23 protein-coding genes are annotated in these 21,561 nt (G+C 60.0%); 12 read left to right on the top strand and 11 right to left on the bottom strand.

What is annotated here, in order from left to right:
* Positions 1–74: 74 nt before the first annotated feature.
* Positions 75–869: a cytochrome c gene (locus tag ACZZZU_RS03290; protein ID WP_463549733.1), complete on the bottom strand. Its 795-nt coding sequence runs from the start codon at positions 867–869 to the stop codon at positions 75–77.
* Positions 870–1,498: 629 nt separating this feature from the next.
* On the opposite strand from ACZZZU_RS03290, the gene ACZZZU_RS03285 reads away from it, so the two are divergent.
* Positions 1,499–2,704, top strand: coding sequence for an acetyl-CoA C-acetyltransferase (locus tag ACZZZU_RS03285; protein WP_122495932.1), 1,206 nt, complete (start codon positions 1,499–1,501; stop codon positions 2,702–2,704).
* 103 nt (positions 2,705–2,807) lie between these two features.
* The gene (locus ACZZZU_RS03280) at positions 2,808–4,952 is read left to right on the top strand and encodes a 3-hydroxyacyl-CoA dehydrogenase NAD-binding domain-containing protein (RefSeq protein ID WP_463549732.1); all 2,145 of its coding nucleotides are present in this window, start codon (positions 2,808–2,810) and stop codon (positions 4,950–4,952) included.
* Positions 4,953–5,005: 53 nt separating this feature from the next.
* Here the strand turns inward: ACZZZU_RS03280 and ACZZZU_RS03275 are convergent, their stop codons facing one another.
* The 3 genes from ACZZZU_RS03275 to ACZZZU_RS03265 all read right to left on the bottom strand — a co-directional run bounded on the left by ACZZZU_RS03275 (position 5,006) and on the right by ACZZZU_RS03265 (position 6,399).
* Entirely contained in the window at positions 5,006–5,500 is a 495-nt protein-coding gene (locus tag ACZZZU_RS03275; protein WP_463549731.1) for a GNAT family N-acetyltransferase, read from the bottom strand.
* A gap of 109 nt (positions 5,501–5,609) precedes the next feature.
* On the bottom strand, positions 5,610–6,116 hold the full coding sequence (locus ACZZZU_RS03270) for a helix-turn-helix transcriptional regulator (protein ID WP_463549730.1): 507 nt from the start codon (positions 6,114–6,116) through the stop codon (positions 5,610–5,612).
* Between the two features lie 4 nt (positions 6,117–6,120).
* Positions 6,121–6,399, bottom strand: a complete 279-nt coding sequence (locus ACZZZU_RS03265) for a hypothetical protein (protein ID WP_463382781.1) — start codon at positions 6,397–6,399, stop codon at positions 6,121–6,123.
* Between the two features lie 409 nt (positions 6,400–6,808).
* Between ACZZZU_RS03265 and ACZZZU_RS03260 the strand changes: the two genes are divergently transcribed.
* Together ACZZZU_RS03260 and ACZZZU_RS03255 are read left to right on the top strand one after the other, a co-directional pair.
* The gene (locus ACZZZU_RS03260; protein WP_463549729.1) at positions 6,809–8,029 is read left to right on the top strand and encodes a putative DNA modification/repair radical SAM protein; all 1,221 of its coding nucleotides are present in this window, start codon (positions 6,809–6,811) and stop codon (positions 8,027–8,029) included.
* A complete protein-coding gene (locus ACZZZU_RS03255) occupies positions 8,026–8,880 on the top strand; it encodes a TIGR03915 family putative DNA repair protein (RefSeq protein ID WP_463549728.1) in 855 nt (284 codons plus the stop codon). Before ACZZZU_RS03260 ends, ACZZZU_RS03255 begins: the two co-directional genes overlap by 4 nt.
* Positions 8,881–8,896: 16 nt before the next feature.
* Here the strand turns inward: ACZZZU_RS03255 and ACZZZU_RS03250 are convergent, their stop codons facing one another.
* The gene (locus ACZZZU_RS03250; protein ID WP_463549727.1) at positions 8,897–9,322 is read right to left on the bottom strand and encodes a hypothetical protein; all 426 of its coding nucleotides are present in this window, start codon (positions 9,320–9,322) and stop codon (positions 8,897–8,899) included.
* 66 nt (positions 9,323–9,388) lie between these two features.
* Here ACZZZU_RS03250 and ACZZZU_RS03245 point away from each other — a divergent pair, with 66 nt between their 5' ends.
* On the top strand, positions 9,389–9,781 hold the full coding sequence (locus ACZZZU_RS03245; RefSeq protein ID WP_463549726.1) for a GFA family protein: 393 nt from the start codon (positions 9,389–9,391) through the stop codon (positions 9,779–9,781).
* A gap of 4 nt (positions 9,782–9,785) precedes the next feature.
* Here ACZZZU_RS03245 and ACZZZU_RS03240 read toward each other — a convergent pair whose 3' ends face one another.
* Both ACZZZU_RS03240 and ACZZZU_RS03235 read right to left on the bottom strand, forming a co-directional pair.
* Positions 9,786–10,835, bottom strand: coding sequence for an NAD(P)H-dependent flavin oxidoreductase (locus ACZZZU_RS03240; RefSeq protein ID WP_463549725.1), 1,050 nt, complete (start codon positions 10,833–10,835; stop codon positions 9,786–9,788).
* A 79-nt stretch (positions 10,836–10,914) separates the two neighbouring features.
* A complete protein-coding gene (locus ACZZZU_RS03235) occupies positions 10,915–12,039 on the bottom strand; it encodes a carboxylate-amine ligase (RefSeq protein ID WP_463549724.1) in 1,125 nt (374 codons plus the stop codon).
* A gap of 195 nt (positions 12,040–12,234) precedes the next feature.
* Between ACZZZU_RS03235 and ACZZZU_RS03230 the strand changes: the two genes are divergently transcribed.
* Positions 12,235–13,668, top strand: a complete 1,434-nt coding sequence (locus ACZZZU_RS03230) for an iron-containing redox enzyme family protein (protein WP_463549723.1) — start codon at positions 12,235–12,237, stop codon at positions 13,666–13,668.
* A 9-nt stretch (positions 13,669–13,677) separates the two neighbouring features.
* A complete protein-coding gene (locus ACZZZU_RS03225; RefSeq protein ID WP_463549722.1) occupies positions 13,678–14,637 on the top strand; it encodes a methyltransferase in 960 nt (319 codons plus the stop codon).
* Positions 14,638–14,692: 55 nt separating this feature from the next.
* Here ACZZZU_RS03225 and ACZZZU_RS03220 read toward each other — a convergent pair whose 3' ends face one another.
* The 4 genes from ACZZZU_RS03220 to ACZZZU_RS03205 form a co-directional block, all read right to left on the bottom strand.
* Positions 14,693–15,169: a hemerythrin domain-containing protein gene (locus ACZZZU_RS03220; RefSeq protein WP_122495958.1), complete on the bottom strand. Its 477-nt coding sequence runs from the start codon at positions 15,167–15,169 to the stop codon at positions 14,693–14,695.
* Positions 15,170–15,378: 209 nt separating this feature from the next.
* Positions 15,379–15,873: a SprT family zinc-dependent metalloprotease gene (locus tag ACZZZU_RS03215; RefSeq protein ID WP_463549721.1), complete on the bottom strand. Its 495-nt coding sequence runs from the start codon at positions 15,871–15,873 to the stop codon at positions 15,379–15,381.
* Positions 15,874–15,983: 110 nt separating this feature from the next.
* Positions 15,984–16,583: a Yip1 family protein gene (locus ACZZZU_RS03210; protein WP_122495962.1), complete on the bottom strand. Its 600-nt coding sequence runs from the start codon at positions 16,581–16,583 to the stop codon at positions 15,984–15,986.
* Positions 16,584–16,750: 167 nt separating this feature from the next.
* Positions 16,751–17,371 (bottom strand): DNA-J related domain-containing protein, encoded by a 621-nt coding sequence (locus ACZZZU_RS03205; protein ID WP_463549720.1) that lies wholly within the window; start codon positions 17,369–17,371, stop codon positions 16,751–16,753.
* 112 nt (positions 17,372–17,483) lie between these two features.
* On the opposite strand from ACZZZU_RS03205, the gene ACZZZU_RS03200 reads away from it, so the two are divergent.
* From ACZZZU_RS03200 to ACZZZU_RS03180, 5 genes are all read left to right on the top strand, one after another.
* Entirely contained in the window at positions 17,484–18,308 is an 825-nt protein-coding gene (locus ACZZZU_RS03200) for a DUF547 domain-containing protein (protein WP_463549719.1), read from the top strand.
* A gap of 91 nt (positions 18,309–18,399) precedes the next feature.
* A complete protein-coding gene (gene ttcA / locus ACZZZU_RS03195; RefSeq protein WP_463549718.1) occupies positions 18,400–19,224 on the top strand; it encodes a tRNA 2-thiocytidine(32) synthetase TtcA in 825 nt (274 codons plus the stop codon).
* 46 nt (positions 19,225–19,270) lie between these two features.
* Positions 19,271–19,942 carry a DNA-3-methyladenine glycosylase I gene (locus ACZZZU_RS03190; RefSeq protein ID WP_463549717.1) on the top strand — a complete coding sequence of 224 codons (672 nt, stop codon included), beginning with the start codon at positions 19,271–19,273 and terminating at the stop codon, positions 19,940–19,942.
* Positions 19,943–20,057: 115 nt separating this feature from the next.
* Entirely contained in the window at positions 20,058–20,816 is a 759-nt protein-coding gene (locus ACZZZU_RS03185; RefSeq protein ID WP_463549716.1) for an NAD-dependent deacylase, read from the top strand.
* Between the two features lie 67 nt (positions 20,817–20,883).
* Positions 20,884–21,516 carry a C40 family peptidase gene (locus ACZZZU_RS03180; RefSeq protein ID WP_122495970.1) on the top strand — a complete coding sequence of 211 codons (633 nt, stop codon included), beginning with the start codon at positions 20,884–20,886 and terminating at the stop codon, positions 21,514–21,516.
* The last annotated feature ends 45 nt before the right edge of the window (positions 21,517–21,561 follow it).

The raw sequence follows: 21,561 nt of genomic DNA, 5'->3' as shown, positions 1-21,561 counted from the left end.
CGGCTAAAGCCGCTCCCACAGTTTTGGAGCCTCGCCGCACCTCTTCTGTAGGAGCGGCTTTAGCCGCGATGCTTTTATATCTTTCGCCCCGCCATATGCCGCAAGTACGCAATTAATTGCTGCAACGCCTGGTCGCTGATGACCTCGGGTCCGAAGCCCGGCATTTTGCCTTGAGGCCAACGCCGCAGGCTTTGCGGGTCGCGAATGTAGCGTGCGAGAAAACCGTCGGCGAAATATTCGGTGGGGTTGTGCGGCACGTTCAGGTCTGGCCCGAACTGAGCGTCGCCGGCGCCGTTGAGGCGGTGGCAGGCGAGGCAGTTTTTCTGGAATTGAGCGAATCCGGCTTGCACCTCGGCACTGGCATCGTTTGCCGGTAACAAAGCGGGGAAGCGATCCGCGACTGCCGTTAAACGGCTGATTTTGGCAATCTGAAACGGCCACTGTTCCGGGCCGATGTGGTTGGCTTCAGGCTGGCTCCACACCAGATAAAACGGCCCGGCGCTTGGCTTGCCGCTGGCCAGCGGCGGCCAGGGCGCTGTTGGATCTTCAATTGCCAGCCACGCGCGGCTGACGGTGTTTTGCAGCAGTGGCGCGGCGGGGATTTCGGCGGCAAAACCATCGAGCGCCACCACTTGCAGGTGGTCGCTGCTTTCCACGCCGGTTAGCAACGCGGCGAGCGGGACGGCGCGATAGCGCATGGTGCGCTTGTACGCCACGTCGTTTTGAATCTCGATGGCCTGGACCTGCGGATGCTTGAGCAACGCCTCGGTGCTCAGCGTCTGGGCGCCGGCGGGCAGGGCCAGGGTCAGGTCAGCCGCCAGCGCGGGTAGGCCGAGCATTAACAACAAGCCAACGAGTATCGCGCGCATGCCACCGCTCCAGTTCCTAAAGCGGCGATTGTAGTGGCTGGATGCGCAACGTGCAGAGCGAGTCAGAAACAACCCGCATACGCAGCGCAATGGGCGTCAGCTGATCAGCCGCGTGAGATTGGGCAGAATCAGAACGACAGCGGTGGCAAAAAGGATCCATCCGGCTTGGCGGACTTTTGGTTGTTTCAACATGGCGGTCGGCCTTTGTTCTTGTTGGCATCGCGCGGTCCGAAAACGCACCCGCTTGCCTTGGCTGAATTGATAAACCGCTCCGGCAAAACCCGGCAGCGGCGCCCTAGCGCTATGAACAGTAGCTTTGTAGACAATAGGGGGCACGTCACTGGCGGCTTAGAACGCTTGGTATTTAGAAACGCCGGGCTTGTGCGCCTGGGTTATGGCGCTGGTTGATATCAGGTAACGAGGCTTGTTCCAGACACGTCGCAACCCAGCGCTGCCTGCAGTGGATCAAACGACCGTTCGTCTGAGCATCGCGGTCAATGGCCCTGAGCATTTCGGTCATTGAGCCTGGGGCCTGTGGCGTTAAGGTGGAGCGGCATACAACAACAGGCTCGTTGCGCCCTGTGCGCGATGCCGATAGCCAGCCCTTCAGCAGAAGGCCAGAGGATGTCATGACCGAAGCATTCATTTTCGACGCGGTGCGTACGCCGCGTGGCAAGGGTAAAAAGGACGGCGCTTTGCATAGCGTCAAACCCGTCAACCTCATCGCCGGGTTGCTCACTGCGCTGCAAACGCGCAACAACCTCGATACCAGTCAGGTGGATGACATCGTGCTGGGCTGCGTAACGCCCGTGGGCGATCAGGGCGCGGACATCGCTAAAACCGCGCCGATGGTGGCCAAGTGGGACGTCAGCGTTTCTGGCGTGCAGATCAACCGGTTCTGCGCTTCGGGTCTGGAAGCGGTAAACCTCGGCGCCATGAAAGTGCGCTCGGGCTTTGAAGACCTGGTCGTAGTCGGCGGCGTTGAATCGATGTCGCGCGTGCCCATGGGCTCGGATGGCGGCGCCTGGGTCATGGACCCGGAAACCAACCTCAGCACCAGCTTCGTACCGCAGGGCATCGGTGCCGATTTGATCGCCACCTTAGAAGGTTTCAGCCGCACGGATGTCGACGCGTTTGCCCTGCGCTCGCAGCAAAAAGCGGCACGCGCCAGCGCTGATGGCTCGTTTAACAAGTCGCTGATTCCGGTCACTGACCAGAACGGCATCGTGCTTTTGGACCACGACGAGTTCATCCGCGGCGATTCCACCCTTGAAGGCCTCGGCGCGCTCAAGCCGAGCTTCGAAATGATGGGCCAGATGGGCTTTGACGCCACGGCCATCCGCCAATACAGCCATGTTGAACGCATCAACCACGTGCACACACCGGGCAATAGCTCGGGCATCGTCGATGGCGCGGCGGTGATGTTGATTGGCTCGCAGGCCAAAGGCAAAGAGCTTGGCCTGAAGCCACGGGCGCGCATCGTGGCGACCGCCGTCACCAGCACCGATCCGACCATCATGCTCACCGGCCCAGCGCCGGCTACGCGCAAAGTGCTGGCCAAAGCCGGCCTGAGCGTTGATGACATCGACCTGTTTGAAGTCAACGAGGCGTTCGCCTCGGTGGTGATGAAATTCATGAAAGACATGGGCGTCAGCGAAGAGAAGGTCAACGTCAACGGCGGCTCCATCGCCATGGGCCATCCGCTGGGCGCAACCGGCTGCGCGATCCTCGGCACACTGCTGGACGAGCTGGAAAAACGCAATTTGCGTTACGGCCTCGCCACCTTGTGTGTCGGCGGTGGCATGGGCATCGCCACGATCATCGAACGCATCTAAGGAGCTTTCAGACGCTATTGCGCGTTCTCAGCCGGCCTTCGACTTGCCTGCTCAGTTCGCTGCGCCTCTGAACGGCTTCCCCACTCTCGGGGTAGGAAAAGAAATGACTGACGCCATCCGTTATGAAAAAGGCCAGGACAATATCGTCGTTCTGACCATCGATATGCCCGGCCAAAGTGCCAACACCATGAACGCCGATTACCGTGAGGCCATGGCCGCCACCGTGGCCCGACTGGAAGCCGAGAAGGCCGATATCGCCGGGGTGATCGTTACCTCGGCGAAGAAAACCTTCTTCGCGGGCGGCGACCTAAATGAGTTGGTGAAAGTCACCAAGGCCGACGCTGCATCGTTCTACCAGATGATCCTCAACATCAAAGGCCAACTGCGGCGCCTGGAAACCCTGGGCAAACCGGTGGTGGCGGCAATTAACGGCGCCGCGTTGGGCGGCGGTTGGGAAATTTGCCTGGCCTGTCATCACCGCATCGCGCTGGACAGCAGCAGCGTGCAGTTGGGCCTGCCGGAAGTAACGCTCGGCCTATTGCCAGGCGGCGGCGGGGTGGTGCGTATGGTGCGCATCCTCGGGCTGGAGAAAGCGCTGCCGTACTTGGCCGAAGGCAAAAAAGTTCGGCCGGCCGAAGCGCTAAAAGCCGGGTTGATTCACGACCTCGCCAGCGACCGCGACGACATGCTCGCCAAGGCGCGCGCCTGGATCGCCGCCAATCCAAACGCCGTGCAGCCTTGGGATGTGAAAGGCTACAAAATTCCGGGCGGCACGCCGTCGAGCCCCAACGTGGCGCAAATGCTCGCCATCGCGCCCTCGGTGCTGCGCGACAAAACCAAAGGCTGCTTCCCGGCACCGGAAAAAATCATGTGCGCTGCGGTGGAAGGCGCGCAGGTCGATTTCGACACCGCGCAGCTCATTGAAGCGCGCTATTTCACCGAACTGACCACCGGCCAGGTGGCGAAAAACATGATCGGCACGTTCTGGTTTCAGCTCAATGAAATCAACGCCGGTGGCTCGCGGCCCAAGGGTCAACCGGCCTACGTCACGCAAAAAGTCGGTGTGCTGGGCGCGGGCATGATGGGTGCTGGCATCGCCTATGTGTCGGCGGTGGCGGGCGTCGAGGTGGTGCTTAAAGATGTATCGCTGGAAGCGGCCCAGAAAGGCAAAAGCTACTCGGCCACCTTGTTGGATAAAAAGGTCGGACGTGGGCAAATGACCGCAGAAAAACGCGACGCCATTCTGGCTCGCATCACAGCGTCTGCCGACGAAGCGGACTTCAGTGGCTGCGATTTGATCATCGAAGCCGTGTTCGAAGACCGTGACCTGAAAGCCAAAGTGACGGCCGCCGCTGAACGTCATGCCCTGGCGGATGCTGTGATTGCTTCCAACACATCCACCTTGCCGATCACAGGCCTGGCGAAAGCGGTGGAGAAACAGGACAAGTTTATCGGCCTGCATTTCTTCAGCCCGGTGGACAAGATGCCGTTGGTGGAAATCATCAAAGGCGCGCATACCAGCGACGAAACCCTGGCGCGCGGCTTCGACTACGTTATGCAGATCAACAAAACGCCTATCGTGGTTACCGACAGCCGCGGCTTCTTTACCTCGCGGGTGTTTGGCACTTTCACCAATGAAGGCCTCGCCATGCTGGGCGAAGGCGTGAACGCGGCGATGATCGAAACCGAAGCGCGTAAAGCCGGTATGCCGGTCGGTCCGTTGGCCATCAGCGATGAAGTGTCGATGAGCCTGATGAACCACATTCGCCAACAAACCGTTAAGGATCTGGCGACCGAGGGCAAACAGATTCCTGAGCACCCTGCGTTCGCGGTGGTGGACCTGATGCTCAACGAATACAAACGTCCTGGCAAAGCAGCAGGCGGTGGTTTCTACGAATACCCTGCCGGCGGCAAGAAATTTCTCTGGCCGGAACTCAAGGGCCGTTTCGAGAAGGCGGACGCGCAGATTTCCCAAGACGATGTTCGCGACCGCATTTTGTTTATTCAGGCCATCGAAACCGTTCGCTGCGTCGAAGAGGGCGTTTTGCTTTCGACGGCTGATGCCAACATCGGCTCCATCTTCGGCATAGGCTTTGCGGCCTGGACCGGCGGTGCCTTGCAGTTCATCAACCAATACGGGCTGCAAGATTTCGTCGCGCGGGCTCAGTACTTGGCTGAACAGTACGGCGACCGCTTCCTGCCGCCTGCGCTGCTACTGGAAAAAGCTGCGAACGGTCAGACGTTCTAACCGCGCCTGCAACAAGCCTCCGCAGACTTCCTGCGAGAGGCTTGTTTGCGACCTCAAATCTGCAAGCGCTTGGCCATCTCCGACGTCGCTCCCCAGCCCAGCTTTTCATACACCGGCTTACCGGCCTGCGTGGCATGAAGCACGGCGAAGCCGACACCGCGCCGGGCAAATTCTGCTTCCGCCAGTTTCATCAACGAAGAGGCGAGCCCTTGCCGTCGATAGGGCTGTTCGACGTACACGTTTAGGACGTAACCGCGTGACGCGTCCGTTGGGTGAGCAGGGTGCGGCGGCCATTCGATGGTCATCAAGCCCACGGCGGCGGCTGGCGTTTCGTTATCCATCAGCACGAAGCCGTAATAGCGACCATCCCGCAAACGGGTTTTCAGCCATGGACGGAAATTTTCAGTCATTACCCTGAGCTGTTCGGCGTTGCCATCGGCTTCAAGAAACATGCGCTCACGGTGGTTGCAGATAAGCGCGAGGTCATCCGGCACCACGCGCCTTACTCGAAAATGGGGGATGTGTATGTTGCCGGGAATATCGTCCATCGCGTGCTCCAAAGGCTCGTTAGCAGGAGTGCTGCGATCCTAACGGGGCTGTTGTCAGCTACGACAGACTCAATTCGCCAGCAAATTCGCCATACACCCAAGCCCGTTCTTAGCTAGCCAGCGCGCCAGCGTTCAGACGCCGCTGCTCTTTGCTGACATTAACGCGCATCGCGGTTTGGGAAATATCGATGAGGCTCTGCGCGAGGGTGTAAATACCCCGGGACTGCATCCAGGTGAGGATGTCGGACAGGTGCCAGATGGACGCAGCGCCTTCATGGATGGGGGGAGGAAATGAGTCGGCGTTGGTGATCATCAACTTGCGCATGTTCTGGCGAGTCATGCCGACCAGCGCGGCTACGTCGGTGAGGCCAACCATATCCGGCGTCGCTTCAATGAGGGTAGCGTCTGGCAGAACGCTGCGCACGTTGTCCATTGCGCTGAGAATGGCTTCTTCGGCGCAAGCGGCTTCTCGGGTAAACGCCAGGGCAATGCGGCCGGGTTGGCCGATGCCGATCAGGGCATCGTCGCAACCTGCTTCAGCAAGACGGCCGACCAGTTCGTCCATGTCGTGCTCGTTCGGGTTCAGCAGGTATCTGAGGGTAAAGATGTAGTCCATGTTTTTACTCCGCATTGGCCGATTTCTTCGACGCTGATTGCCCACTAAGCGTGGTGCAGTTATTAACGACCCGGCGTATGGCATTGGCGAAATTGCCAGGGTTCTTGGGAGTGCTCCATATACTGGTGATACAGAATTCGCCGCATCTACAGTCGCTATCATTGGAAGGACAATACATTTTCCCCCAGCAATGACTGCCGCCTTGCGTTATTCGCCAGCCTTGGGACTCGGCGTATTTAAGGGCGTTCTCAACTTCCTTTTTCGTATGTGCTGCACGGGTCATCCAATGAACCTCAGTCTCTAATCAATGCGTAAAGTTGTCAACTGACAACTTGCTAAGGAGTGACGCCGCTCATTCGGCGCCTGTGCCCATAGTGCGGAGAAAAGTCGCTTCTATTGGAGCCTCTTACAGGCGCGCGCTCCGACGCTGCGCCAGCGTCGAGGCCCGGAAAGACAGGCTTGGAAGTCTTGCAGCCCAGACACCTAGAGGCTTTGCAGCGGGTTTAGGGCGAGGGTGGGTTTAGCACTTCAGCGTCATCGGCAGCGATTCGTCTGGCAGGCTTTTAGGCATCAGCCTATGACGGGCAGAGCCCGGTTTAAGTGCGGCCAATGGTCGGCAGCCCAAGCGCAAGGCTTGCATGCCAGAACGCTCCTGAACTACTGTATGAATAATCAGTATTAGGGCGTGAATCATGCAACTCATTGCCAAGCTCGGCATTCTCGCGGATGCCGCCAAGTACGACGCATCGTGCGCCAGCAGTGGTGCGCCCAAGCGCAGCTCCAAAGACCGCGACGGGCTAGGCGCCACCAATGGCATGGGCATTTGCCACAGCTTCACGCCGGACGGCCGCTGCGTTTCGTTGCTCAAGGTACTGCTCACCAATTTCTGTTTATACGACTGCCAGTACTGCGTTAACCGTCGCTCCAGCAACGTGCCCAGAGCGCGGTTTACGCCGGAAGAAGTGGTGCGCCTGACCCTGGATTTCTATCGGCGCAACTGCATCAGCGGGCTGTTTCTGAGCTCGGGCATTATTCGCTCGGCTGACTACACCATGGAGCAGCTGATTCGTGTGGCGCGCTTGTTGCGCGAGGAGCATGAGTTTCGCGGCTACATTCACCTCAAAACCATTCCGGATGCTGACCCGCTGTTGATTGAGGAAGCGGGGCGGCTGGCCGATCGCTTGAGCGTGAATATTGAATTGCCCACTGATGCGAGCCTGGAATTACTGGCGCCGGAAAAACGCGCCAGCACCATTCGTGATGCCATGGGCACCATTTATCAGGGGCAACAAGCGGTCGCGGGCGAAGCCCGGGCGCCGCGATTCACGCCGGCAGGGCAGAGTACTCAGATGATTGTCGGCGCCGATGCCACCGATGACCGCACGATTCTGCACAACGCCGAATCGCTGTATCAGGGCTTCGCCCTCAAGCGCGTGTATTACTCGGCCTTTAGCCCGATTCCCGACAGCCCGGCCAGCGTGCCCCACGCTGCGCCGCCGCTGTTACGTGAACATCGCCTGTATCAGGCCGATTTTCTAATGCGCGGCTACGGCTACAACGCCGGGGAACTGCTTAAAGAAGGCGGCAATCTGGCCTTGGATATCGACCCGAAATTGGCCTGGGCGCTGGCCAATCGTGAGGTGTTTCCCCTGGACGTAAACCGCGCTGAGCCGGCGCTGTTGGCGCGCATTCCCGGCATTGGTCTGCGCAGTGTGCAGCGGCTGGTGGCGCTTCGCCGCGAACGACGAATTCGCTACGACGACTTGGTGCAAATGCGTTGTGTGCTAGACAAAGCCCGGCCCTTCATCGTGACCAGCGATTACCGGCCCGCAGACGCTGGCGTGCGCAGCGGGCTATTGCGCGAACGGTTACGCGAGCCGCAAGCGCCACTGCAAATGGGGCTCTGGGGATGATTGCGCTCGATTGCGACAACCACTTCGATACCTGGCGCGAGCAGGCCCGCATGCTGCTCAGCCATAGCGTGGATCCGGCGGACGTGGTCTGGGCGCAAGGTCTGATGCACGACCTGCTGGCGCAACCGACGCCACTGCCAGCCGAGCGCGGGCCGTTTCGGCCGCGCATTCCGGCGGAGCTGCTGACACAACTGGAACAGGCCGGTCGCTATCGTGGCGACCAACGCTGGAGCTTGCTTTATGAGGTGCTGTGGCGCGTGGCCCATGGTGATCGCACCGCCATGCTGGCCGGTGATCGTTTAGGCAGCGAATTGCAGCGGCGTATCCGGCAGGTCAGCCGCGAAGCTCACCACTTGCACGCATTCCTTCGCTTCATTCCGGTGCCGCCTGCGCTCGTTGAGCACCTGCAATTGGACTGGGTAGCCTTCCATGAACCGGCCCATGACATTCTCGAAAGTGCCAGCGGGCATTTTGCCGATCGCCTCGGGCGCGAACGCTGGTTGATCGCCACGCCCGAAGACGGCATTCGTTACGACGGCCACACTCTGGACTATCGCAAGCATTGCCCCGAGCAGTGGCGCCAATGGGCGCAACACGCTGAAGATCCCGATGCCGAGTTGTGGCGCACCTACTACCGGCACATTTTCAACCCGGCCCGGATAAACCCCACCGTTATGGCCCAGCACATGCCGGGGCGATTCTGGCGACATTTATCCGAAGGGCCACTGATTCCTCAGTTGATCGGCCAGGCGCGCCAAGGCAAGCAGCGCGACGGGCAGGCGCAGGAAGTCAGCCGCCAGGAAGGAAAACGGATTGCGGGAAAACCAGTTGGTCGGGGAACGTCGCTGTAGAGATTTGCCGCTGTTTTCAGCGGGCGAACAGATAACCAAGACCGCCCACTGCCAACCCCACAAGGCTCACGATGAGCACCGGCTTTGAGGTAAGCCAACGAATGAGCCGCTGATTGTGTTCCTGGCGAAGCCTTTGCAATACGATCGCCGCTTCAGGATGAATGTCAGCCATAAATTCGTGGCTGGTGTAGAGCAGATGCCGTCCTTGATCCATTTCGACCGTGAGGAAACAGACGATGGCGAACGCGGCTGAACCGTCAGGGAACACCCCCACGTTTAAAACCTGACAGTCGACGCCGTATCTACGTAGCGCCGAATTGACGTACTCAGCCATCGATTCTTCTTTGAATTCCATCAACACAAACATCTGCATTCCTTCGCTTCGGGCTTGCCAGCGCTGCCCCTTAATCGTTGTGTGCTTCGCAATGAAGCCGTTTTCCACCCAGAATTCCTGCGCACCTACGCTGTCACTAGCCCATCACACTCGAGCCTTTATTGGAGGTTAATCATGGCGTCTTTCACGGGAGGGTGCGTGTGCGGCAACGTGCGGTTTGTAGCGAACGGGCAGCCGTATCGGGTGGGATTGTGCCACTGCTTGGACTGCCGCAAATACCACGGCGCGTTGTTCCATGCCTCGGCGATTTTCGCTCAAGAGGCGGTGGCGATTGAAGGCGAAACCGCGAGCTATGGGGAACGGTTTTTCTGCCCGCGTTGTGGCTCGTCGGTGTTCAACCGCAGCGGCGATGACGTGGAGGTGAACCTCGGTGCGCTGGACGCGCCGGATCAGTTCACGCCCACCTACGAAAGCTGGACGCTGCGTCGCGAAGCGTGGCTTCCGGCGTTCAAGTTGGCGCACCACTACGAGCGCGGTCGCGAAGGCACGGGGCGTTCGGAAACGTAGCGAATCAATGAGCGGCGCGCCATTCTCGGACCAGGGTTTCCACCAACTCTGCCGCTGGTAATGCCCGAGCAAGCGGCGCACCTTGACCGGCCCACTGCACGGCGAAGTCGCCATTACCTTGTGCGGCTGCAGCGGCTACCAGCGCTTTTGCGGCGTCGTAAGCGATGGGGTAGTCAGGCGGCGTGCCGCGGTCCAGTTCAGTGAATAACCGGTTGACCATGCCACGCGCTGGGCGTCCGGAAATGGCGGCGCTGATGCGTGTCTGATGCGCGCGCGGGCCGACCAGGGCTTCGCGGTAGGCAGCGTTCGCGGCCGATTCCGGGCACAGAATAAAGGCGGTGCCCAGCTGCACGCCCTCGGCGCCAAGTGCAAGGGCGGCGGCGATGCCGTTGCCGTCCATGATTCCCCCTGCGGCGATCACCGGCAGTGAGCTGGCGCGGACGATCAGGGAAACCAGTGCAAAGGTGCCGAGCAGGCAATCTTCGCCTGGCTCGAACACGCCCCGATGACCGCCGGCTTCGACCCCTTGGGCGACCAACGCATCAACGCCAGCGGCTTCAGCCAGTTGCGCCTCTGCCGGGCTGGTGACGCAGGCGAGGGTGACGATGCCGGCTTTCTTTAGCGCTGCAATCCATTCGTTTGACGGCAGGCCGAAGTGAAAACTGACCACCGCAGGCCGCTCACTCAGCAGGACTTGCAGCACGTCTTCGCTGGCCAGAAAGCTGCGGTAGCTTTCCTTCAGTTGTTCGGGCGGGGCGGCGTTCAATTCGTTGAACAACGGTGTCAGCTGTTTCAGCCAGGCAGCTTCGCAGGTGGCGTCGGGCTTGGCCGGTCGATGGCAGAAAAGATTGACGTTGAACGGTGCAGCCGTGAGCGCGCGGGTATTTTCGATCAGCACGCGCGCCTGGTCGGCGTTGCTCGCGCCCAGGCCGATGGAGCCCAGCGCTCCGGCGTTCGATACAGCGGCCGCCAGCTCGGGTGTTGATACGCCGACCATGGGCGCTTGAATGATGGGATGCTTGATGCCCAGCAAACGCACGATGCGGTCGCTCATGATTTCGACTCCTGATGGCCTACCGGTGAGGTGCCGGATTGTTTCGCCCTTCGGCGCGGCCAGCAAGAGGCACGTGCTGCTAAACGCTGAGCGTCTGATTGCGCAACAGGTCGACCACGCCGCTCAGCGCTTGGAGCGTCGAGGCGCCGCGTCTCATCGCGCTTTGGTAATGCTGTGCCTGCTCGATGGCACTGGTGCCCCGGTTGAGCATGCGTTGCGCGTGCTCGTAGGCGCTGTCATCGCCACCTGCGTGGGCGTAGTCGCCAACCATTTCCCAGGTTTTGCTGAGCCACTGTTCAAGGCTGATGCTGCGCTGCGTGCCCGGCTCAATGTAGTCGCCCTGAATGCCGTAACGCTTGGCGCGCCAGCGATTCTCCTTGAGCAGCTGGCGTTGCAAGGGCGTGTCGCTTGGGCCCGGGCTGGGGTTGTGCAGGGCGTAAGTCACCAGCGCACGAAACAAGGCGGCGATGCACAGCGCGTCTTCCAAATGCGGGCAGGCATCGGTCACGCGCAGCTCCAGCGTGGGGAAGCGCAGCGCCGGGCGAATATTCCACCACACATCGCTGCGGCCGCGAACGCTGCCGCTTTCCACCAAGGCATCCACATAGCGTTCGTAGTCGGCCTGACTGTCAAAATGCTCGGGTGAGCCCATGCGTGGCCATTCATCACAGGCCGCTTGCCGGTAGCTGTGCAAGCCGGACAGCCGCCCGCCGAAAAATGGCGACGAGGCACTCAGCGCCAACAACAGGGGCAACCAGGGCAACACGCGGTTCATCACCACGATACGGTCGCCAGGCACGCCCACATGCACATGCAAGCCACACAAAATGCTGCGCTGCGCCACCATTTGCATGTCGGTGAACAAATCGTCGTAGTGGGGCAGGTCGGTGGGCCGCTGCGCCTGCCATTGCGCCAATGGATGCGTGCCCGCTGCAATGATGCCGAGCCCGTGTTCTTCGCCCAGCCATGACAGCGTGGTGCGCGCATGGCTCAGGCATTCGCGCGCCTCCTGCTGGCTACTGAGAATGGGCGTGACCACCTCTATCTGCGAGGTAAACATTTCCGCAGTCACCATCTCGGGCAGCGCTTCGCGGCAGGCTGGAAGGTAGGCCGCGGCGGGCTGGCGGACCAGTTCGCGGGTGGTTAGATCCGAGAGAAAGTATTCCTCTTCGATGCCGAAATTCAGGGGCTTGATGGCGGCCATGGGGGCGGTGTCCTTGCGGGCAAAATGTTTCACCGGTGCTACAGCAAAAGACGGTCGCGCCGGGTGCCCGGTTCCACCTTTTGTTTGCGCTGCTGTGCCCATGGCCTCGACCGTTCAGCGAATAGGTGGAATCTTTACGCGCGCCCTTGGCTCCCACTTCTATGCCTCATTTGAGGTGCCTGCCAGGAGTATGCAATGTCCATCTTGAGTCTGGTCGATACGGAACATCTCGACTTCGCGACGCTCACCCCCCATCGCGGGCCGGCCCAGGAGCTCTACGTAAAATTATTGAGTGAGCCAAACGAGCATCTGGATAGCGCGCGGCGTTTTCTGGATGCGCAGCTGCAGCACGCGGCCAACTTGCCGTGCGACCTGCCGGAAAATCCGCAGCAGTTGTTGCACTGGATGCGTGCCAGCACAGCGCGCACTACCGCCGACTACAACCAGTATTTACACGGTCGAAAACTAGGCGAGCCACGGCGCTTTTTTAGCTGCCGTGCCCATGCGCTGTACTTTCTGCGCGCGGTGGCGCCGACCAAGCTGGTCGACGGCGCCTGGCTCTACGGCGTGATGCCGCACTGGCGCGACAGCCGTTTGAATTTCCTGGTGCAAACCTACTTGGAAGAACTCGGCGACGGCGTTCCGGCCATGAACCATGTGCTCATGTACCAACAGCTGCTGAGCACCCACGGTTGCGAAGAGTTGGCGACCCTGGGTGACGAAAACTACCTGCAGGGCGCGGTTCAGCTGTCGCTTGGAATGCTGGCCGAGCATTACTTGCCAGAAGTGATCGGCTACAACCTGGGCTACGAACAGTTGCCGTTGCACCTGTTAATCAGCGCCTATGAGTTGGACGAACTGGGCATCGACCCGTACTACTTTAAGCTGCACGTGACGATCGATAACGCCGCGTCCGGTCACGCGCATAAAGCGGTGCGCACGGTGCTGGACAACATGCCGCAAGTTGGCGACAGCGAGGAATTTTACCGACGCGTCTGCCACGGCTACCTGCTCAACGACTTGGGCCTCGGCTCGACTGCCGTCGTCCAGGCGTTCGATCTGGAACACGAACTGCTCACGCTGCTGGAAAGCAAACGCTCGCTGGCTGGCCAGGTGCATTCGGATTACTGCCGCATTGAAGGCCGTACCGTGAACGAATGGCTGAGCGGGCCTGAGCCGATTCGCGGTTTTCTCGACGCCCTGCAATCGCGCGGGTGGATTTGCCGCAACCAGGCACCCGATAACAGCCGTTTCTGGCATTTGGTGCAGGGCGAGGGCGCGGCCATGTTTGGCGTGTTCAGTCCATACGAGCTGCAAGTGCTGCACGACTGGATTGCCGGTGACTGGCTGCAAACCCAGGAAGCGCTGCCGGCCAAGCGCCGCCCGGCGAGCAAGGCAGACGCGACGCGCCGTATGCGAGCCTCTCACCGTTATGTCGAACCGCAAGCGCTTGGCGGCCTGGTGGAGAGCAGCGACATCGATCGCGAGCAATACGCCCTTGCCCAGGAACTCGCCACGTTGAGCACCGAGGAGCGCGAGCGCCGGTTGCTCAGCCTGGCCGGTCCTGCCACCCATTGCACCCCGGCCGGTCTGATGGCCACCCGAATTCTGTCCACATTGGTTCGCTAGGAGCGCGGCATGAGCCAAGGCATTACCCCGTCAAGCGCCGAATCCCATGGGGCGCTTGTGCAGTTGGGCCTGGCGTTGAAGGCGCTTGGCTATCGCTTCACCACCGTTACTCCGCTGACCCACGAACGCGTCAATGCCCGACCCGGCAACGAATTCGCCGCACACCTTCGCGATGTGTTTGGCTGGAGCCGGCCGTTCAGAGGCGACGTGCTCGATACCCGCTTACTGACTCTGCTGCGTGAGGCCAAGTGTCTCGACGAGCGCGCCGAAGGCTCGGAGAGTCGGGTGCGTTGGTCGTCACTGCATGGTCAGCTGTTCGTACACTCGCGCTTCCCCACGCAGGAACAGGACGCCGTGTTTTTCGGCCCCGATAGCTACCGCTTCGTCCAAGCCTTACTCGCCCATCTCCATGACGACACGCGGCCGACGCTGCGCATCGCGGACATCGGCTGCGGTGCAGGCGTCGGCGCAATTGTGGCCGCGGTTGAACGACCGGATGCTGAGGTGTTGGCGCTGGACATCAACCCGCAGGCGCTGCGTTACACCGCTATAAATGCTGAACTGGCGGGCGCTGATAACGTGCAGGTCGCCCATAGCAATCTACTGGATCAGGTGCAGGGGCAGTTCGGTCTCATCATCGCCAACCCGCCGTACATGGCCGACGCCGAAGGCCGCGCCTACCGCGATGGCGGTGGTGAGCATGGCGCCGGTCTGTCGATCGCCATTGTCGATACGGCGCTCCAGCGTTTGGCGCCTGGCGGTACGTTGTTGTTGTACACGGGCGTGGCCATGGTCGAGGGCGACGATCCGTTCGCCGCCAGCATCCGCCCACTGCTGCACGCAGCCGGGTTCGATTGGCAGTACTGGGAGATGGATCCGGATGTGTTCGGCGAGGAACTGCTGGAACCGGCCTATGCCAATGCAGACCGCATCGCTGCCGTGGTGCTGCGGGTAACGCGGCCGCGTTAAGTGGGGAGGGCGGCCAAGCAGAACCGGTGGTGTCTGCTTGGCCAGGTGGTGACGATTAAGCGGCGCTACGTTGTTGCTGCAGCTCGCTCTTCAGCGAGGTTTTGCGCGCTTCCATCTCGGCACCCAGTTCTTTGAGCTGGGCCGCACTCAGCAGTTTTTTCGCTTCCTTGAACATCGACTCTTCCTCTTCCTCGATGTGGTGCTCAAGCAATTCTTTGAGCACTTTGGCGCGGCCGGAAAACTCGACACTGTCCGGCGCTGTGCCTTTCAAATGCGGGAGCACCAGAGCATCCACAGCGCGGTGCTCTTCGATGGCTTCGAAGTACATTTTCGCTTGTTCTTTCTCGCCGGCTTTTTTGTAGGCCGGGTAGAAAATTTCTTCTTCGATATGGGTATGGACGAACAGCTCCATCTCGATTTTGTTGATCAGCTCAACGCGTTTTTTCACCGCACGTTCGGTGGTGGCGCTGAGTTGTTCCAGCAGATCGAGCACAACCTTGTGGTCGGCTTTGAGCAGGTCAATCGCGTTCATGGTTCACCTCGTAGGCTAATCGGATTTGGCGTGATCTTTGCCGCGCCTTTAATACCGACTGGCCGTGCTGCGAAGTAGTTCGAGCTGTTTCGTTTGTTTGCCGATGAGGTGTTGTGGCGCGAGTCGGCGAGGTGGAAAAAAGCCCTGCGTCAGAACGTTACGGCTGAAGCCACGCCGCGATTACCGACTCGGTTCCGGCAATGCTGACGTTATTCTTCGCGCTGCTCGCCGCTGTAAACCAAGGTCGCTTTGCAGCTGCGGCAGTAATAGCGCCGGCCCTTGCGCACCAGGGTGTGGCGTTGCGCCGAGAAGGGAAAATCACGGTCTGGGCACGCGCAGCTGTATACGTAGCGGGTCACGCTGCGGCGCTGAATCTCATAGGTGTGGCAGCGGTCGGCCGGCAATTCGTACACGCCCTGCATGATCAACTGCCATTCCTCGCCATGGGGCTGAATGTGCCGGCCGAACATTTCGCGGGCGATCATGTGCGCGACTTCGTGAGCCACGGTTTGCTTTAAAAAGTGTTCCTGGTTTTCGCGATAGAGCTGAGGGTTGAAGCGCAGCAGGTTTTCATCAAGGTGAGCCACCCCGGCTTTCTGGCCACGTAACTTGAGGCTGACTTGGGGGCGGGTAAAGCGGCGTCTGAAAAACGCTTCGGCTTGCTGATAACAAGCCTCGACACGAGCATTAAGCAGTTCGGGCATCGAGTTCCTCCGGATAACAGGCGCGATTATGCCCAAGCGCGCCGCTTGCCACTTGCCTAAAACAACGAAACCGCCAAACGGCGGTTTCGTTGTATCAGTGGCTCCGATTTTTAGCTGGTGTAGACCGGGCCCACGCCCATTTCCCAGAAGATCACCGACATGGCGATCATCGCTACCAGCACGACCAGCCCCACTGCCAGCACCGAGCTGGAAAACAGGAAGCCTTCGTCCTGATGAATGTTCATAAACGTCGGTATGCCGACATAAAGCAGGTAGACCGTGTAACAGATCGCCGCCGTGCCAACGGCCATGGCGAGCCAGAGGTTGGGATACAGCGCGGCGAGCCCGCCAATAAACAAGGGGGTCGCGGTGTAAGCGGCAAACACGATACAGCGACCCATGTCCGGGCTGGCGTCATAGGTGCGCGCCATCCAATTGATAAACGCGCCCATGACGGCCACACCGCCCAGCATTGCCAGGTAGGTCATGGCTGTCATCCACAGCGCGCTTGCTTCGGTGAGCATGACGGGTGTTCCGTTACCCACCGTCCAGCCAACCTGCGTGGTTCCTATATAGGCAGACACTGCGGGAATCGCGGCAAGGATGAGCACATGGGTGAGATACATGTGACTGATGCTTTCTTCTTCGCCGCGGATCTCTTGCCACTCTTGATCAGGATGCGCGAATAGCCCCCAAACGTGATGGATCATGCGAGATACCTCCTCTTGTTATAACGGTCGCCCCCCAGCGTAGCGCCCGAGGCGCGTGAGTAGCGCTACCGGGTGCAGGGCCGAACCAATGCGACCGTATGTCGCAGTATAGGCAGGGGCTGGAGGCCGCGTGGGGCGTGGTTTTAGAGCAAATCAGTCTCTAAAGGTCAGCGGTAATAGCGAGCAAGAATTTCCATCGCCAAATTGATCGATTGCAGCCGCGCGGTGCTACCGCCACGGTCGGGATGGTACTGGCTGACGAGCTGGCGGTAACGCTGTTTGACAGTGGCGAGATTGAGCGCCTCGGTGCTGCTGTCGAGCTCGAACAACTCGAGCGCCGCCCGCTTTTCGTCACCGCCTTGCATGCGTTTCCAGAAGCTGGTGAGAAGTTTCTCCACATCGGCTTCGCTGGTCTCGCGTAAATGGCCGAGGTCGAGGTAATAGGCGCGAAGTGGATCGGCATCCGTGAGCTGCGCTTCGCCGGGCGTATATGGCAGCAACTGCACGGACAGCGGATTGATCAATAAATGATCCGTCTGCGCTTGCCACAGCTGATCGCGCAGGCGGTACAGGGCGTTGAATAACAAAAAGTGCGTACGAAACAGCACCAGTTTGTCCGCCAGGTTCAGGTGGGGAATGTGCGTGGAGTGGCGCTTTTTCAGCTGCTGAATGAGCTGATATTCACTGCAGCCATTGGGCGACTCGCGCAACAGCAGCAACACCTGATCGGCCAGGTCCAGGCTGTTATCGAGTTCACGGGGCAGGGTGGAGGCGGGGTCTAGGGTCATGGCCGCAGCCTAGCACAGCGAAAGCACGGGCTTGTGTGGCGGAACTCGCAAGGTTCAGGCCTGTCCCACGCAGCAGACTGCGGCCCGTGAAGCCGTGATGGAGAGTTGCCGTATGCGCCGATTGCGCACCCTGTTTGCTGTCGCTTCCTTGTTGTTCGCTGGCACGCTGCTTCCCGGTCTGGCCAGCGCTGCGCCATCTGCCGACCCGTGGGAAATCTGGAACGCCAGCGATGAAAGCCGCGCCGCCCATATTGACCACAGCGCCTGGCAGGAACTGCTGACCCGCTACCTGAAAACCAGCCCAACCGATGGCATCGCGCGCTTCGATTACGCCGGCGTCGACAAGGTGCATCGGCGCCTGCTTGATGTGTATATCGACCAGCTAAGCGACCTCGACCCGCGTCAATTCACCCGCGCCGAGCAGTTCGCCTATTGGGTCAATCTGTACAACGCGCTGGTGACCAAACTGGTGCTGAAGAAATACCCGGTGGATTCCATCACCAGCCTCGGCGCCTGGTACCAGTTCGGCCCGTGGGACAAGAAAGTGGTGGAAGTGGACGGCTACAAGCTCAGTCTCAGCGACATTCAGCACCGCATCCTGCGGCCGTTCTGGCGCGACCCACGGCTGTTTTACGTACTCAGCTCCGCCAGCCTGGGTTCGCCGAACATGCCGTCGTTCACCCTCAGTGCAAAAAACACCGAGCAGCAACTCAGCGACGGCGCCCGCGCTTACATCAACAATCCGCGCGGTGTGTCGTTCAAAGACAAAGAGCTTCGACTTTCGCGTATCTACGACTGGTATGCCGACGACTTCGGCGGCGAGAAAGGCGTGCGCAAGCACCTGCTTCAGTATGCCGAGCCGGCTTTGGCGCAGAAACTCCAGGCCTTTGACGGCGAAGTGCGCTACCGCTTTGACTGGGATTTGAACAAACAGTGACCACCGCGTCGCGTCGTTTGGGGGTAGGGCAAACGTTCCTTTCTGCGTAAAATGCGCGCCTTCGCGTTCAGCACTTCCGGACCTTCGCACCATGGGCACCCTTTCGGTAAATCAAAGCAAACTGCAGAAACGCCTCCGTCGCCAAGCCGGCGAGGCGGTCACCGACTTCAACATGATCGAAGAGGGCGACAAGGTGATGGTCTGTCTGTCCGGCGGCAAGGACAGCTACACCATGCTTGATGTGCTGCTGCACCTGCAGAAGGTCGCGCCGATCAAGTTTGAAATTGTCGCCGTGAACATGGACCAGAAGCAGCCCGGCTTTCCCGAGCACGTGTTGCCGCAGTACCTGGAAAGCATCGGCGTGCCGTATCACATCGTCGAGAAAGACACCTACTCGGTGGTGATGGACAAAGTGCCGGAAGGCAAAACCACCTGTTCGCTGTGTTCACGTCTGCGTCGCGGCACGTTGTACACCTTCGCCGACGAGATCGGCGCCACCAAGATGGCGCTCGGTCACCACCGCGACGACATTCTGGAAACCTTCTTCCTTAATATGTTTTACGGCGGCACGCTTAAAGCCATGCCGCCAAAATTGCGCGCCGACGACGGCCGTAACGTGGTGATTCGCCCGCTGGCGTATTGCAGCGAGAAAGACATCGAGGCGTACTCCGAGCTGCAAGGCTTCCCAATCATTCCGTGCAACCTGTGCGGCTCGCAGGAAAACCTGCAGCGCAAGGTGGTCAAGGAAATGTTGCTTGAGTGGGAGCGCAAGACGCCGGGCCGTACCGAGATAATGTTCCGCGCCTTGCAGAACGTGATGCCGTCGCAATTGGCGGACCGCAAGCTGTTCGACTTTGAGAACCTGCGTATCGACGAGAGCGCCCCGTCGCGCTTTCTCAATGTGATGAACCTGTAAAAGCGCCGGGCTTCACCAGACTTCGCCTCTATATATAGGAAGCCGGATGCGCGACTACAAATGGCTCAACGAGTACTGCCTGAATCGCTTCGGTTCGCAGGCCAAACTCGAGGCTCAACTGCCGAGCGTCAAAACCCCAGCGCAACTGCGCAAAATAACTGATGACCGTTATTTGTCCTTGATTGCGCTAAGGGTTTTTCGCGCCGGGCTCAAGCACAGCCTGGTCGACGCCAAATGGCCGGCGTTCGAGCAAGTGTTCTTCAGTTTCGACCCGGAGAAGGTTGTGCTGATGGGCGCCGACCACCTTGGACGGCTGATGCAAGACGCCCGCATCATCCGGCACCTAGGCAAGCTGAAAAGCGTGCCGCGTAACGCTCAGTTCATTCTCGACGTTGCCGAGGAGCGTGGCAGTTTTGGTGCGCTGATTGCCGAGTGGCCGGTGACCGATATCGTTGGGCTGTGGAAATACATAGCCAAGCACGGCAGCCAAATGGGCGGGCTGTCGGCGCCGCGTTTTCTGCGCATGGCGGGCAAAGACACGTTTATTCCCACCGACGATATGGTCGCCGCGCTGCGCGCGCAGGACATCATCGACAAGGTGCCCACCAGCCTCAAAGACCTCGCCACCGTGCAGGCCGCGTTCAATACCTGGCATGAGCAGAGCGGCCGGTCGATGGCGCAGCTGTCGTGGATGCTGGCGCATACGGTGAATCACTAACCACGCTGCGTAGGAGCGAGCTTGCTCGCGAACCCTGCAACGCCGGCATCAAGATGAACAGGGTTCGCCAGCAAGCTGGCTCCTACAGCAAAGACGGTCAGAGGAGGGCGGCGGGATGGATGCACGGGTGATCGAAGCGTTGCAGCGCGCCCAGCGCGTGTTGTTCATCACTGGCGCCGGATTGTCAGCCGATTCGGGCTTACCGACCTATCGCGGCCTGGGCGGCCTGTACAACGGGGAAACGGCGGAAGGCATTCCCATCGAAGCCGCGTTATCCGGTCCCATGCTGCAACGTGATCCAGCGCTGTGTTGGAAATATCTCGCCGAACTCGGTCGCGCCTGCCTGAATGCCAAACCCAACGCCGGTCACTACGCCATCGCCGAGATGCAGCGGCGTCTTCCGGGGTGCTGGGTGCTGACGCAGAACATCGACGGCTATCACCGCCAGGCCGGCTGTGATCCAGAGCGTTTGATCGAAATTCACGGCGAACTGGCGCCACTGTATTGCCAGTCGTGCGGAGCGGTGAGCCAGGAATTGGCGGCGCACTTGGACAGGCCCTTGCCGCCAAGGTGCGAACAATGTGCGGGCATTCTCCGACCGCCGGTCGTTTTATTCGAGGAGATGCTGCCGGAAAAAGCCATCGAGACGCTCTACCACGAGCTTCGCAAGGGTTTTGACCTGGTTGTGGCGGTGGGCACGACGGCCAGCTTTCCCTACATCGCCGAACCTGTTTTGCGCACGCGTCAGGCGGGGGGCTTTACGGTGGAGATAAACCCGCAGGACGGGGCTTTGAGCCCGTATGTGGACGTCCATATTCGCGGGAAAGCGTTAGATGTGTTGCCGATACTACTGAGTCACACTCTGGCCAATTAAATTTGCATATAACCGTTATGGAAGGCATATTCGCGCCTTCATAAATTTTTAGTCCACGGTCGTGCCCATGCTCAAACGCTCTGCACCCCTCGTGCCCCTCGCACTTTCAGTGTTCCTCGTGGCCTGTGCTGGCATGCAGCCAGCCCCGCAAGTAACTGAAGTTCCTCAGCAAACCATCAGCCAGCAATCCATTGCTGATGAAGAATCCGATGACGGCCTCGACCCGTTACCCGACTTTGCTCAGGACCAGCCTTATCAACTCCCGTCTTTCGCCGACAGCATCCTGGCCCACGGCCTGTCGCTGGTAGGCACCCGTTATCGCTTCGGCGGCACCTCGGCCAACACCGGTTTCGATTGCAGTGGCTTCATCGGCTACCTGTTCAAAGAAGAAGCCGGCATGAGCCTGCCGCGCTCCACCCGCGAAATGATCAACCTCGACGCGCCGCTGGTTGCTCGCGGTGATCTGCAACCGGGCGACCTGCTGTTCTTCAGCACCCACGGTCGCGGTCGTGTCAGCCACGCCGGTATCTACCTGGGTGATGATCAGTTCATTCACTCCAGCAGCAGTAAGAGCGGCGGTGTCCGCGTCGACAGCCTTGACGACAAATACTGGAGCCGCACCTTTATCGAAGCCAAACGCGCGCTGGCGATGGCCTCGGTGAACACCGCGCAAGTCAGCCGCAACCCGCTGCACCCCTAATCAGTGGTCGGCCAACAAAACCCCCGTTGATCGGGGGTTTTGCGT

Source organism: Pseudomonas sp. AC136 (assembly GCF_979258585.1).
Note: the sequence above shows the minus strand (reverse complement) of the source record. Positions and strands in the feature narration are given on the sequence as shown.

Bases quoted from the DNA above. Each gene is read 5' to 3' on its own strand.
- ACZZZU_RS03260 (WP_463549729.1), top strand. From the start codon at position 6,809: ATGCAACTCATTGCCAAGCTCGGCATTCTCGCGGATGCCGCCAAGTAC.
- ACZZZU_RS03185 (WP_463549716.1), top strand. From the start codon at position 20,058: ATGGATGCACGGGTGATCGAAGCGTTGCAGCGCGCCCAGCGCGTGTTG.
- ACZZZU_RS03230 (WP_463549723.1), top strand. From the start codon at position 12,235: ATGTCCATCTTGAGTCTGGTCGATACGGAACATCTCGACTTCGCGACG.
- ttcA (WP_463549718.1), top strand. From the start codon at position 18,400: ATGGGCACCCTTTCGGTAAATCAAAGCAAACTGCAGAAACGCCTCCGT.
- ACZZZU_RS03290 (WP_463549733.1), bottom strand. From the start codon at position 869: ATGCGCGCGATACTCGTTGGCTTGTTGTTAATGCTCGGCCTACCCGCG.
- ACZZZU_RS03245 (WP_463549726.1), top strand. From the start codon at position 9,389: ATGGCGTCTTTCACGGGAGGGTGCGTGTGCGGCAACGTGCGGTTTGTA.
- ACZZZU_RS03190 (WP_463549717.1), top strand. From the start codon at position 19,271: ATGCGCGACTACAAATGGCTCAACGAGTACTGCCTGAATCGCTTCGGT.
- ACZZZU_RS03200 (WP_463549719.1), top strand. From the start codon at position 17,484: ATGCGCCGATTGCGCACCCTGTTTGCTGTCGCTTCCTTGTTGTTCGCT.
- ACZZZU_RS03180 (WP_122495970.1), top strand. From the start codon at position 20,884: ATGCTCAAACGCTCTGCACCCCTCGTGCCCCTCGCACTTTCAGTGTTC.
- ACZZZU_RS03235 (WP_463549724.1), bottom strand. From the start codon at position 12,039: ATGGCCGCCATCAAGCCCCTGAATTTCGGCATCGAAGAGGAATACTTT.
- ACZZZU_RS03265 (WP_463382781.1), bottom strand. From the start codon at position 6,399: ATGACCCGTGCAGCACATACGAAAAAGGAAGTTGAGAACGCCCTTAAA.
- ACZZZU_RS03280 (WP_463549732.1), top strand. From the start codon at position 2,808: ATGACTGACGCCATCCGTTATGAAAAAGGCCAGGACAATATCGTCGTT.
- ACZZZU_RS03255 (WP_463549728.1), top strand. From the start codon at position 8,026: ATGATTGCGCTCGATTGCGACAACCACTTCGATACCTGGCGCGAGCAG.
- ACZZZU_RS03220 (WP_122495958.1), bottom strand. From the start codon at position 15,169: ATGAACGCGATTGACCTGCTCAAAGCCGACCACAAGGTTGTGCTCGAT.
- ACZZZU_RS03215 (WP_463549721.1), bottom strand. From the start codon at position 15,873: ATGCCCGAACTGCTTAATGCTCGTGTCGAGGCTTGTTATCAGCAAGCC.
- ACZZZU_RS03240 (WP_463549725.1), bottom strand. From the start codon at position 10,835: ATGAGCGACCGCATCGTGCGTTTGCTGGGCATCAAGCATCCCATCATT.
- ACZZZU_RS03225 (WP_463549722.1), top strand. From the start codon at position 13,678: ATGAGCCAAGGCATTACCCCGTCAAGCGCCGAATCCCATGGGGCGCTT.
- ACZZZU_RS03205 (WP_463549720.1), bottom strand. From the start codon at position 17,371: ATGACCCTAGACCCCGCCTCCACCCTGCCCCGTGAACTCGATAACAGC.
- ACZZZU_RS03270 (WP_463549730.1), bottom strand. From the start codon at position 6,116: ATGGACTACATCTTTACCCTCAGATACCTGCTGAACCCGAACGAGCAC.
- ACZZZU_RS03285 (WP_122495932.1), top strand. From the start codon at position 1,499: ATGACCGAAGCATTCATTTTCGACGCGGTGCGTACGCCGCGTGGCAAG.
- ACZZZU_RS03275 (WP_463549731.1), bottom strand. From the start codon at position 5,500: ATGGACGATATTCCCGGCAACATACACATCCCCCATTTTCGAGTAAGG.
- ACZZZU_RS03210 (WP_122495962.1), bottom strand. From the start codon at position 16,583: ATGATCCATCACGTTTGGGGGCTATTCGCGCATCCTGATCAAGAGTGG.